This window comes from Paenibacillus sp. LHD-117, assembly GCF_030929555.1.
Classification (GTDB): domain Bacteria; phylum Bacillota; class Bacilli; order Paenibacillales; family Paenibacillaceae; genus Pristimantibacillus.
In genome coordinates this window covers 45,499-58,932 of the sequence record NZ_JAVFVT010000001.1, presented here as the reverse complement: position 1 = coordinate 58,932, position 13,434 = coordinate 45,499, and the positions used below count along the sequence as shown (strand labels likewise).

The 13,434-nt window shown below is 45.1% G+C and carries 10 protein-coding genes; 3 read left to right on the top strand and 7 right to left on the bottom strand.

What is annotated here, in order from left to right; all coding sequences use genetic code 11:
• Positions 1-5: 5 nt before the first annotated feature.
• The 6 genes from RB620_RS00200 to RB620_RS00175 form a co-directional block, all read right to left on the bottom strand.
• On the bottom strand, positions 6-1,685 hold the full coding sequence (locus RB620_RS00200) for an extracellular solute-binding protein (RefSeq protein WP_308091484.1): 1,680 nt from the start codon (positions 1,683-1,685) through the stop codon (positions 6-8).
• 204 nt (positions 1,686-1,889) lie between these two features.
• Positions 1,890-2,945, bottom strand: coding sequence for an ABC transporter substrate-binding protein (locus RB620_RS00195; protein ID WP_308091483.1), 1,056 nt, complete (start codon positions 2,943-2,945; stop codon positions 1,890-1,892).
• Between the two features lie 149 nt (positions 2,946-3,094).
• Positions 3,095-4,060, bottom strand: coding sequence for a galactofuranose ABC transporter, permease protein YjfF (gene yjfF, locus RB620_RS00190; RefSeq protein WP_308091482.1), 966 nt, complete (start codon positions 4,058-4,060; stop codon positions 3,095-3,097).
• Entirely contained in the window at positions 4,053-5,093 is a 1,041-nt protein-coding gene (locus RB620_RS00185; RefSeq protein ID WP_308091481.1) for an ABC transporter permease, read from the bottom strand. Before RB620_RS00185 ends, yjfF begins: the two co-directional genes overlap by 8 nt.
• A 6-nt stretch (positions 5,094-5,099) precedes the next feature.
• The gene (locus RB620_RS00180; protein ID WP_308091480.1) at positions 5,100-6,611 is read right to left on the bottom strand and encodes a sugar ABC transporter ATP-binding protein; all 1,512 of its coding nucleotides are present in this window, start codon (positions 6,609-6,611) and stop codon (positions 5,100-5,102) included.
• A gap of 113 nt (positions 6,612-6,724) precedes the next feature.
• Entirely contained in the window at positions 6,725-7,756 is a 1,032-nt protein-coding gene (locus RB620_RS00175) for an ABC transporter substrate-binding protein (protein WP_308091479.1), read from the bottom strand.
• 259 nt (positions 7,757-8,015) lie between these two features.
• Here RB620_RS00175 and RB620_RS00170 point away from each other — a divergent pair, with 259 nt between their 5' ends.
• From RB620_RS00170 to RB620_RS00160, 3 genes are read left to right on the top strand one after another with little or no spacing between them, the layout of a single operon-like run.
• Entirely contained in the window at positions 8,016-9,833 is a 1,818-nt protein-coding gene (locus RB620_RS00170; protein ID WP_308091478.1) for a sensor histidine kinase, read from the top strand.
• Position 9,834: 1 nt separating this feature from the next.
• Positions 9,835-11,460 carry a response regulator gene (locus RB620_RS00165; protein ID WP_308091477.1) on the top strand — a complete coding sequence of 542 codons (1,626 nt, stop codon included), beginning with the start codon at positions 9,835-9,837 and terminating at the stop codon, positions 11,458-11,460.
• A complete protein-coding gene (locus RB620_RS00160) occupies positions 11,453-12,427 on the top strand; it encodes a sugar ABC transporter substrate-binding protein (RefSeq protein ID WP_308091476.1) in 975 nt (324 codons plus the stop codon). Before RB620_RS00165 ends, RB620_RS00160 begins: the two co-directional genes overlap by 8 nt.
• 130 nt (positions 12,428-12,557) lie before the next feature.
• Here the strand turns inward: RB620_RS00160 and sigK are convergent, their stop codons facing one another.
• On the bottom strand, positions 12,558-13,256 hold the full coding sequence (gene sigK / locus RB620_RS00155) for an RNA polymerase sporulation sigma factor SigK (protein ID WP_308091475.1): 699 nt from the start codon (positions 13,254-13,256) through the stop codon (positions 12,558-12,560).
• Positions 13,257-13,434: the final 178 nt, after the last annotated feature.

The window sequence follows — 13,434 nt, the reverse complement described above, 5'->3', positions numbered from 1 at the left end:
CAAGATTACGAATTTTTTTTAGAGAACCAATCGTTAACCTCTTCCGTAATTTTATCACCGCCAAGATCTTTCCATTCCGTAACAAATTGATCGAATTCACTGATTGGTCTCCCCAGAATGATATTAATATAGGCGTTCAACTGCAGGTCGTGCAATACGGATTCCTTATCGATCATCGTTTCCGTAGGGGCACCCACAAAGTTTTCATATAGCAATTGACCATTTTTTTCGTATTTATCCAAGATAGCAAAAGCACCCGTTGGACCATACGTTCGTTCCCATCCCCATCCTGAATCTTTACCGGGGCCTCCAGCCAAATACGTTTCGATATTTTTTTGAATCGCTTTTGCCTCATAATCTAACTTTGAATAATCTCCTGTCTGTCGAGCTTCATTCAATTGTCGATAAGCATCCAGATTTTTTTTTGCTGGATAGGGCGTTACGGGAGAGAGCTGCCAGATTGGGAGCGGAGAACTGTAATATTTTTCGTATTCGGCGGTTTCCCCCCAATTTTTCTCTAAATGCAGATTAATCATTTTCACAATGGCTTCAGGATGTTCATAATCTTTATTGACGGCTAGAAACTGATGGGTGCTGAATCGCAATGGAACCTTTGGCGGATTACCCGTCGCGGAAACAATTGGGAATGATCGCCATTCAGATTCAGGATTTTTTTCTCTGCTTGTTTGTACAAGAAATGATCCCCATTGTTCGCCATATAGCATACCTAATTTTCCTGCTGCTACGTCCTCTTTCACTTTATCGCCGCTCTTCAGACCGAATTCGCGATCTATTTGACCATTTCGGTACATGTCTTGCAATACTTGCAGCGCTGTCTTCACTTCAGGTTGAATGCCGCCGAATATAAGCTTCCCGGACTCATCCTTTAGCCACAGATTCGGAAATGCATGATAACCTGCCATGAAGTCCATTAAACCCATAACAGGATCCCACAAATATTGCGTGGCGGCGAGCCCGTAAGTATCGTACATTCCATTTTGATCTGGATCCTTTTCTGTAAACGCTTTCGAAATTTCCAGTAATTCCCTCATTGTTTTGGGAGGCTTCATGCCGAGGTTTTCAAGCCAATCCGTACGAATCCACAGAAACTGTGCCCCTTCTATGGAAGAACCTGTTTCGGGTATCGCCATTAATTTGCCGTCGATCGTTGAGGCGTCGAATGGAGCGGATCCTTCCAGACCCAGAATTCGTTTCGTAAGCGGCGTAGCGAACTGCTCGTAAATTTCTGTCATATCTTGAATCAAACCTACGTTGCTAAGCAATCTAAGCTGCTGGGCATTTACTCTAACGACATCCGGAATATTACCTGAGGCTAAGGCAACACCTAATTTTTGATAATAGAGATTACCCTTTGCTGTCCATTCATAGTCGATTTGAATACCCAATATCTCCTCATATAGTCGACTCCAAGTGTTATCCTCCAGAGTTTGGCCAGGGAGATCTTTGAGTAGATTGTCTAATCCAGAGCTCGTTTCTCTTACAAAAGAAACCTGGATTGGAGGATCATACTTATCAAGTCCTATTTCCTGATGAATGCCTCCCGTTTTATCTTCGTCAATCTGCGAAATTCCGCTATTCTGATTTGCGCAAGTCGATAACAAGGAACTAAACAAAACTATATTCAAAAGTATTAAGCCGACTTTACGAACGTTCGATACCCGCATAGAATACAACCTCATTTCTTTGAGATCTGTTCACACATAACGAGCTGTATAAACTCCATTATCCAAAACATCTTTTCATTTATGCAAGGTGCAATAAATGATATTATTGCCTATCCTTTACTTGTTATTTCGAAATTCAATAATAGTGATGATTTATACTCAGATATAGCATAAGCCCGCATGTCACAAACATGCGGGCTCATGTTAATATTGCCGGTTCGGCGCTTCTTTCTTAGCTGCATCTTCAGTAAATACACTCTCCTGCGGAACGATCCGTTTAGGCAAGTTACGACCATCCATAATTTCGCGCACTGCTTGCATGATGATGGGACCGAACAATGGATTACATTCGACAATGCAATTAATTTTACCTTCTACCATCAGTTCGAAAGCTTTTCGCGTACCATCAACGGATATGATGACGATATCCTTTCCAGGTTGAAGGCCATATTCCTCTATCGCTTCAATGGCGCCGATCGCCATATCGTCGTTATGAGCATACAATACGCGAATTTCGCTCCCCATTTCCTGCAAATACGAACGCATTATTGCCTTTCCTTGTTCGACCGTAAAATCTGCGGGTTCGGCTCGTTGAATCACTAGATCCTTTCTCACTTGAATCACATCTCGAAAGCCATTCCCTCGTTCGATTGTCGGGGATGATCCTTCCGTGCCCTGCAATTCTACAATATTGATGGGGCCTGGTTCATCTCTAAGCTTATCCAATAAATATTTGCCTGCCTTCATACCCTCTTCATAAAAGTCGGCTCCGATTGTCGTGACGTATAGAGAGGGATCCTCCACTTTCACAGCACGATCGGCCAGTACAATCGGAATGCCTGCGATCTTTGCTTCTTGAAGGATCGGCTCCCATCCTGATTCAATTACAGGCGAGAATGCAATGACATCAACCTTCTGCTCGATAAAACTACGAATAGCTTCGAATTGCTTCTCCTGAGACTGCTCCGCGTTCTCGAATAGCAATTTAATGCCTGCTTCTTCTGCTGCTTCTTGAATCGATCGGCTATTTGCTCTGCGCCAATCACTTTCCGATCCAAGCTGGGAGAAGCCAAGCACAATTGGTTGATCGCCATTAGCCCAATTGTTTGGTTCGATCGTTGCATGCAAAGGCTCACTTGAACCTGTAACGACAGGATTATGGCTCTCCTGGTTTCTTCCAGCATTGTCACAGCTGGTAACTATAGACAAGACAAAAGTCAGAATAAGCAAAATGGTCTGTTTACCCAACTTCCTATTCATGAAGCCCTCACCTCTACACGTCTATGACATTCAACTGACTCTGAAACGATCCATTTGCCCTTCAAGTACTGTGGAAATCGTTTTTAAACGATCCGAAGATACTGCCATGATGGATGAATGCAATAATCGTTGACAGCCATCATTATATGCTAAACTGCCTTCGCTTTGGAAGCCCTTACATTGATTACGCGCTGCAAAATGATAAATAAGAACAATAGAACGCCAATTACAATTTTCGTCCACCAAGAGCTAAGCGTACCTTCGAAATTAATAATCGTCTGAATAAGACCTAGGATTAAAACGCCGAAGACGGTACCCAATACGTATCCGACGCCTCCGGTCAAGAGCGTACCGCCGATTACGACAGCCGCGATCGCATCTAGTTCTAATCCGACGGCATGAAGGCCGTAGCCTGAGAGCATATAGAAAGTGAATACAACGCCGCCAAGCGCTGAGCAGAATCCGCTAAATACGTACACGAGAATTTTCGTTCGAGCAACAGGAAGACCCATCAGCATAGCTGACTGCTCACTTCCGCCAAGCGCATAGGTATTTCGTCCAAATCTTGTGTAATGAGCGAGGTATATAGCAACTGCTACGACGGCAAGCGCGATTAAGACACTGATGGATATAAAGCTCCCGCCTGGCAGTTGAATTTTCGTCTGTGCCATTTCTCGATAGAAAGGATTATCGATCGTAATGGTATTAATGCTAATCACATAACACAGGCCTCTTGCCAAAAACATACCGGCGAGCGTAACGATAAACGGCTGAATATCAAAATAATGGATGATCGCTCCCATTGCCCAGCCGAACAAGCTGCCTATCGCGAGAACAAGTGGAATGACCACTAAAGGCGGCCAACCTTGTTCGATTAAAGTGGCGGATAACATCGTAGTAAGTGCTACCATGGAACCGACGGACAAATCAATTCCGCCAGATACGATAACGAATGTCATGCCGACTGCCACGATTAACAGAAAAGCGTTGTCGATAAGTAAATTAGTAATTACTTGTAGTGAAAAGAATCCCGTATAACGGAATGCGCCGGCCATGAACACGATCAGGAACAATCCTATCGTCACTAAGATAGGCAAAAATTGTTTTTTAACCATTTTGCGTTACCCCTCTTTCCACCGGGTAGCGGCGCTTCTTCCACTTGCTCGCTAGAACGCTGCGGAATTTCGAGGATTGTACCAGGCAAACGGCAAATACAACAAATGCTTTGACAACCAGCGTAATTTCAGGCGGAACACCGATCATGTAGATGGTTGTTGTCAACGTCTGAATGATCAAAGCTCCGACAATCGTTCCAGACAAATAGAATCGTCCGCCATTCAAGGACGTGCCCCCAATGACGACAGCCAGAATAGCATCCAATTCGTACCAAAGACCCGCATTATTGCCGTCGGCACTCGATACATTCGAGCTCAAGATTAAACCAGCCAGACCGGCACATAACCCGCAGAAAATATAAACGGCTAAAATGACCGTACGCGAACGTATACCTGCAAGCCGGCTTGCAGTCGAATTGGAGCCGACTGATTCAATGAACAGACCGAGCGCCGTTCGTCTCGTCAACCAAGCTGCCGCAATCCAGACGGCTGCGACTATAAAAATTGAAAATGGCAACATGGCCAGCCAGCCGGCGCCAATAAATTCGTAACGGTCGCTCGAAACTGTAATAATTTGACCGCCTGTTACTAGCTGTGCAATCCCACGACCGGCAACCATTAGAATCAAGGTAGCAATAATGGCCTGCATTCCTGCTCCCGCGACCAATGCGCCGTTCCATAATCCGAATACGACCGAGAGTGCCAACGAGACGGCAATCGCAGTCAGAACGGCACCAAAGGCGTTCTGGTCAGCTGATTTACTGACGATCAAGCAAGCAACTGCGCCTGATATCGCCACGACTGATCCTACAGAAAGGTCGATACCTCCTGTTGCAATAACGAGCGTCATACCGATTGCGACCAGCATCAGAGGCGCACCATAATTCAATATGTCGATTAAGCTACCATACAAGTGTCCTCCCTGAATGCGTATTGAGAAGAAACCAGGTTTATAAATCAAATTGAACATGAGAAGCGCCGCAAGTACCATAAGCGGCCAAAACAGATGATGCTTCGAAATCCGGTTCCACATGTCGATTTACCCTCCCGCTATTGCCTTCATGACGTTTTCGTGACTCAGCTCATTCGAATCCATCATCTTCACGACCTGACGATCTCGCAGGACGGCGACGCGATTGCTGACTCGAAGTACTTCTTCCATCTCCGACGAGATGAACAACACGGACATGCCTTTGCGAGACAATGCCAAAACAAGCTTTTGGATTTCTGCTTTGGCGCCAATATCAATGCCTCGCGTAGGTTCATCCAGAATGAGAAGCTTCGGTTCCATGAGCAACCATCTCGCCAGAAGAACCTTCTGTTGATTGCCGCCGCTTAAATTACGTATGAGCTGTTCCGGATTTTTCGGATTAATATTTAACGCTTTGATGTACTCATCGGCTATCTCATCTTGCCGCTTACGGGATATGGTCCGGATCCAACCACGGCTTGCTTGCAAAGCGAGAATAATATTTTCTCTTACGGTTAGATCGGCAATAATTCCCTCCGTCTTGCGGTTTTCGGAGCAGAACGCAATGCCTTGCTGAATAGCTTGTCTTGGGGAATCGACCTTGCCGTCATTTCCGATGATCCTAAGTTCTCCGGAGTCCGACTTATCGGCGCCGAATAATAATCGCGCAGACTCGGTACGGCCTGATCCTAGCAGTCCCGCAAACCCGATTATTTCGCCGCGGTCTATGTCGAGGTCGTACGGCTCGATCGCTCCCTTGCGGCCTAAGCCTCTTGCATGCAAGAACTTCTCGCCCTTTTTTGTCGTTTCCTTTGCACCAGACTGCGGCAGTTCGGCAAGCAGCTGCAAATCTTTGCCGATCATCTTCAGAACGAGGTCGATTCGCGGTAAATCGTCAGCCATATATTCGCCAACAAATTCTCCGCCTCTCAGAATCGAGATCCGATCCGATATTTCGTAGACTTGATCAAGAAAATGAGTAACGAACAGTATCGCTAGACCCTGCTCTTTCAGCTTTCTCATGACGGCGAACAACTCACGTACTTCGTTTGTATCTAAGCTAGACGTGGGCTCGTCTAGAATAAGAACTTTTGCCGAAATGTTCAAAGCCCTCGCAATCGCGACAAGCTGCTGGATGGCCACCGAATAAGAATCCAAAGGTAGAGTAACGTCAATTGAGAGGTTTAATCTCTCTTTCAATAGCTGTTCCGCTCGGTGGTTCATCTCTTTCCAGCGGATACGCCCGAATTTGCGCGGTTCCCTGCCGATAAAGATATTCTCTGCCACACTTAGATTCGGGCAAAGGTTCACCTCTTGGTATACCGTCGTAATCCCTGCATCCTGAGCCTCAAGAGGACTGCTGATGTGAAGCTGCTTTCCTTCCAACATGACAGTTCCTTCATCAATTTCATGAACGCCGGTCAACACCTTAATTAACGTTGATTTGCCTGCACCGTTCTCTCCCATCAACGCATGAACTTCTCCAGGGAACAGACGGAAACGAACGTCGTTCAGCGCTACGACACCTGTAAATCTTTTGTGGATGCCTTGCATATCCAATATTGGTTTTTGATTATTCATGTGGTTCTCTCCTCTCCTCCCACCGAATGAAAGAGTCACCCTAACCCTGCTTATATCAGGCTAAAGTGACTCGATCAAAGGCTTTTGATCAACCTCAGGGATTATACCGAATCTTAATATTTCCGGTCAGCTAATACGGCTTTCGCTTCCTCGGAAGTGAACGTTCCTTCTTCTGTCACGATACGCTGTGGAATTTCTTTCCCTGCCAAAACGTCGTTTACTGCTTGCATCAATTGTGGTCCTAGCAGAGGGTTACATTCAACGATAAAGTTGATTTTGCCTTCGGCTGCTGCTGTCATTCCATCTTTTACTGCGTCAACCGTAATAATAATAATGTCTTTGCCCGGAACAAGTCCTGCTGCCTCTATCGCTTGGATGGCACCTAGACCCATATCGTCGTTGTGCGCATAGAGAACGTCGATATCCGGATGCGCTTGAAGGAAAGATTGCATAACTTCTTTGCCTTTAGCCCGGGTGAAGTCGCCTGTTTGCGAAGCAACAATTTGCAAGTTTGCATTATCTTTAATAACTTCTTCGAAGCCTGTTTTGCGGTCGATAGCCGGCGCGGAACCCGTTGTACCTTGCAGTTCCACGATCTTCACTGGTTCTGTAGCATCCTTGTACTGCTCAACCAGCCAATTGCCTGCGCGGCGACCCTCTTCCACGAAGTCGGAACCGATGAACGTTTTGTAAAGCGATGTGTCTTTCGAGTCGACCGCGCGATCCGTTAGAATAACCGGAATACCTGCGTCCTTTGCTTCTTGTAATACCGTATCCCAACCGGATTCAACAACCGGCGAGAATGCGATGACATCAACCTTTTGCTGAATGAAAGAACGGAGTGCCTTTATTTGGTTCTCTTGCTTTTGCTGTGCATCGGAGAATTTCAATTCGAAACCGGCTTCCGCTGCGGACTCCTTAATCGAGTCGCTGTTTGCCGTACGCCAACCGCTCTCAGCGCCTACCTGAGAGAAACCAAGAACGACTTTACCGTCCGCCGGAGCCTCGCTTGCGCTGTTGCTCGGAGCATTAGCTGGCACGTTTCCTCCGTTGTTTCCCGTGTTCCCGCTGTTGCCACAAGCAGCGGAGAACAACATCATTGCCACGAGTCCTGCCGTAGCGCCAATCTTCGAAAATCTCTTCATTTGTTTCATGCCTCCCCTTGTTTTCACCGCGTTAACGGCTGTGCCATCATTATAAAACGCTTTCAGAAGGCAATTATACGGAGTATCATGTTCATTCTATTTGTTCTCATGGGAACTTTTTTTGACCAAAAGCAAAAAGATTTGTTCTCATGTCGATTTTATAGATTATTTTTGTCGATGGATGCGTTTTCAAGGGGTTTTGTGTATGATGTATTCTACTAGTAATAGGATATCTGCGCGCGAAGGGGTCTGTCGAATCATGAAAACAAAATTCCGCACGACCATATCGAGTGTAAAGGCAAAAATGCTATTAATGTTTGTCATTCTAACTTCGATTCCTCTTATTGCCGTCGGTTTGATCTCCTATCAGAAATCGTTCCACACGGTTTCTGAACATAGTAAGGCCTCTACCCTTTATATTGCTGATCAACTTGCCCGAAGCATCGATATCCTCATTCAGGATGCAAGCAGGTTACTCGAACTCGAGAAGAACCCAACAGTTCTTCAGTTCTTGTTCCGCCAGACTGATTCGTATACGGATGCCAAAGAAATATTACTAGCTTTTGACCTGTATCGAAAAAGCTATCCATATGATAACGTTCTCAATATATCCATGATCAATTTGTATGGCAGAGGCATAAGCGAACGGAAAGGAGTTTTCACGCAAAATCAGAACCCGCTTCGTAATCCTCATTTTCAGCATCTCATTCGAAATCCTGACGACGTACTAATTATTCCTTCTTCTGATGCTTCCACGCTTGATAGACTAGATGGATATCAGTACGAGGATGGTGTCATTTCAATTATTGCGACGATTAAGCAGCAAATTACCCATGAAGTAATTGGATTTATGATCATTGACCTGAGCGACCAGTTTGTAAAACAATTCTCCGATGCCTATCATATCGGAGAAACTGGTCGATTTTTCGTAACGGACCGCAATGGCCAGTCCATTTATCAATCAGAAGAATCCTCCCAGTTGCTTCCTGACGACTTGATCGCCACGAAATTCACGGGAACAAAAGATAGTTTTGTAACTTCACATGAGGTCAAGCCCATCTTTGTAACATACACCACTTCGGAATCGACGGGATGGAAGATCGTAGGCGTGGCTCCGCTTCAGGAGATCGTAGGCGAAGCAAATGAAATTAGGCAACTCATTATTGTCAGTGTCTGCCTGAGCATCCTTTTTGTAATCGTTCTCTATTTCTTTATCTCCTCACGTCTTACCAAACCGCTCAAGATTCTTAAAAACAGAATGCGAAAGGCTGCGCTTGGCCATTTAGATGCAAAGGTTAATCCTTCCGGTAATGATGAAATCGCCGACCTGGGTATGAGCTTTAATACAATGATCGAACAGATTAAAGAACTTATGGAACTTAGTATTCACGAACAAAAAGAGATTCGGAAATCGGAGCTTCGAACTTTACAAGCTCAAATTAATCCGCATTTCTTATATAACACTCTTGATACTATTATTTGGATGGCTGAAGCAGGTAAAAATCACCAAGTTATTGACCTAGTCAAGGCTCTTTCACGATTTTTCCGTATAAGCTTAAGCAAAGGGAAAGATTGGATATCGGTAACGGAAGAAATTGAGCACATTCACAACTACCTTGTCATTCAGCAAGTTAGATATCGCGATATTTTAGATTTCGAAATCGATATTCAGCCCGAAGTAAGTCGGCATCCGATTTTGAAGATGACTCTTCAGCCCATTGTGGAGAACGCGCTTTACCATGGAATCAAGAACAAACGGGGAAAAGGTCTCATAAAGATTATTGGCACTCTTGATGATTCAGGGCAAACTCTGGCCATCTCTGTACATGACAATGGAAGAGGAATGAACTCAGAAGAGGTCGACTTATTAATGGGTCGTATTGGCGAGGCCAGTGAGGAGGCCGCACCTAGCAGAACGATGGAAACGATCAGTACCGAAGGCGGCTTTGGCTTGAGGAATGTCAATCAGAGAATTCGATTATTTTACGGTTCACAATTCGGCCTCGTCATTCAGAGTCAAGAAGGAATCGGAACTTCCGTAACCGTTCGAATCCCTATACTCCCTGGAGGAATTTAAGATGTCCAAAAAAATATTTTTTGTCGATGATGAGATTGTCATTCGAGAAAATATTCGCAGCTGCATTGATTGGGAAAAAGAAGGATTTTTTTATTGTGGCGATGCCCCGGACGGTGAACTTGCGCTTCCCATGATCGAAGAGCATCGCCCTGATATCTTGATTACGGATATTAAGATGCCTTTCATGAACGGACTAGAGCTTAGCACAATCGTTCGAAAGCGCTTCCCGGATATAAAAATCGTCCTGCTTAGCGGACATGATGAATTTGATTATGCACGTCAAGCACTCCGTATTGGAATTGAAGACTATTGTCTCAAACCGCTAGACTCCACTGACATTATTAAACTGATGCGAGAAGTATCTACCAAAATCGATCGCGAATACGAACAAAAGAGGAAAATCGATCAACTTGCGCAAAGCTTAAGCGACATGGAGGAGGAATCCCGAGATCAGCTCGTTTCAAAGCTTTGCGGAGGTATCATTGCATCTGCCGAGGCTGTCGAGATGGCCTCTATGCTTGGAGTTCCTCTACTTGCACGTCATTATGCGGTGATCGTAACCGATATCCGTGTACACATTGATTCTGATCATTCCGCTCATACCCAAGTTAGTGATTTCGCAGCCGAAGTAACTAATTTGATATCCGAAAACGTCGATTTCCTGACAAGCAAGCGCAGCCGTACGGAAACGGTTTGGGTACTCAAATCAGAACAACATGAAACATTACGAAATCTTCTTGATCTGCTAACGGAAAAGGTGAAAATGAATGAATCTAGTCACAGTTCCCATTTTTCAATTGGTATAGGCAGCATTCAAGACCGATTGCAAGGCGTTCATGATTCATTTCTTGAGGCTGAAGAAGATAAGTACTGGCGTCGACTCACCGAACAGCATCGGCGCACTCTTTTTGAGCTTTCCAGCTCGTTTGATGTCAACACCTATCTAGATCGCGACGCTTTTATTGAGTACTTATCAACCGGTTCTCCACGTCAAGCTGAGAAACAAATAAGACAGTTAGCGCTAGGACTCGCCGATGTGGAATGGAGTACGTCTCTATTTGGTTTTTACACGCTCAGCGATTTAACTTTCGAAGTCATACGTAAAGCTATAAAGCTATACCGTACCGTCCCAACCGAGGTTAAACATATCGAAAAAATGAAAGAAATAATCCGCTTGGTAAAATCATTCGACGAAGCATGCGACTACTTAATCCAATTAGCCAATCAGTTTTGGAAATGGCGATTAGACTCTGCAAGCAAATATGGAGATTTGATTGCTCAAGTAAAGTCTTACGTTCAAAACCATTTTGGCCAAGAAGGACTTTCTCTGCAGGATGCTGCAGACCAAGTCAATGTGAGCGCAAGCCATCTTAGCAAAGTATTCAGTCAAGAGACCGGCCAAACGTTTACTGAGTTTCTTATGATGACTCGAATTCGTAAAGCAATAGAACTTATGCAGTCAACGAATGCAAAATCCTACGAAATAGCAAATGAGATCGGATACAGTGACCCGCACTATTTTTCGAATTTATTCAAACGGGTTACAGGCATGACCATCCGTGATTTTCGTAAGCATGGACAGCTTGAAGACTTTGAATGGGGTCAAGGAGGTATGCGAGGTGCTTAAAAGACCTGCCCATTCAATCGTTTTTCGAAGATTATGCATATTGGGACTGGTCATAATCATCGGCTTAGCTGCTTGCTCGAATTCCTCGAAAACGCTAACTAATGGTGTAAGCGAGGTGAATAAAGATCTTACAACTCTATCGGAATCTGAATTTACATTCGGGATCATTTATCCACTGGCTCATTCCTACTATGAAAGAATTACCGATCAAGCAAAACAAGAGGCTGCAGCAGTCGGAGGCACATTAATCGTACGTGCACCTGACGAGGCAAACGTCGAACAACAGATCCGAATGCTTGAGAGCATGATTCGCCTGAAGCCAGATGGAATTGCGATATCACCAATCGATAGCATAGCCTTGACTCCTTACATCAACCAAGCGGTTGATGCGGGTATTCCGGTCGTTTGCTTTGAATCGGATGCTCCTTCCAGTAAGCGCTTAGCGTTCATTGGAGGCGACAATAAGCGAGCGGGCGCACTTATTGGAGAATCCCTCTCCAAACTATTAAGTACTGGAGGGATGGTATTAGTCGAATCAGGTGTTTCCAATACGCAAAGTCATCAAGAGCGGCTTAATGGGTTTATTGATTATATTCGAGAGCATACGGAAATTCAAATTCTGGAAGTGCGGCACCATGAAGGGAGCTCCGAACGTGCTCTGTCCGATTTGGAGCGAATGATCGATGATCACCCGCATTTCGACGCTTTCGTCGGTCTCGACTTCATCTCTGGTTTCAGTTCGATATTAGCTTACAAAGCTATGGGGTTAACCCGTTATGCACTAACTTTCGGAATGATGCCATCTATAGAGGAAGCGATTAATAACGGACAAATCACACTGGCTGTTTCTCAAAATGAGTCTACTTGGGGAAGCAAAATTATTAGTACTCTTCTCTCCGCCAAAAATGGAGAGTCCGTCAATGAATTCATGGACACGGGAGAGTCTATTATTGTTCTGGAGCAATAGATAAAATATTATATTAATTCCCATTATATGCATCAGTTAGCAGAAACAATGAACCCCTACCACAATAGCTAACCTGTATGTGGTAGGGATCCGCTTAAAAGTGCTAATTCAAATATATTAGTTTTAAATGCTATTTCTTCACCTTATAAAACTCATGATAAAGCTTCATAAGTGCCCTCTTCTCAATCCGCGATACATAACTCCGCGAGATCCCCAGCTCCTTCGCGATCTCCCGCTGCGTCCGTTCATCCCCGCCATGCACCAGCCCGAAGCGGCCGATGACGACTTCCTTCTCCCGGTCGTCCAATATGTCCAAATTCTTGTAAATCTTGCTCTTCTCGATCTTGAGCTGCACTTTATCCGCCACATCGTCGGACTCCGTGCCGAGGATGTCGATCAAGGTGATCTCGTTCCCCTCTTTATCCGTGCCGATCGGATCGTGCAAGGATACGTCCTTGCGCGTCTTCTTCAAGCTGCGAAGATGCATAAGTATTTCGTTCTCGATACAACGAGCGGCGAACGTAGCCAGTTTCGTGCCTTTGCCCGTTTGGAAGCTTTCGATGGCCTTTATGAGCCCAATCGTTCCAATGGAGATTAAATCCTCAAGGTCTTCCCCCGTGTTATCGAATTTTTTGACGATATGGGCTACCAGACGTAGGTTATGCTCGATGAGGATATTACGCGAATTCGCGTTGCCTTCCGCCATCAGCGCCAGATGTTTGGCTTCCTCTTCCTCTTTCAACGGTTGAGGGAACGCATTATTTTTTACATACGAGACTAGAAGGGTCAACTGTTTAATGAATAACGCAATTGCCGAGAACAATCCCATCCTCCGTACACCCCCAAGCTGTATTTGGCAGGACGTCAGGCCGCAGCCTCCGCCCGTGCGCGCAAGAACGTTAGTTGTACATTGTATGTGGGCAGGGGCCTATGTGTGCCTGTACGGGAGGATTGCTGTCGAAAATAGAACAGGCCGGCTACGACGCGACTCTCGTCGTCCGTGCCGG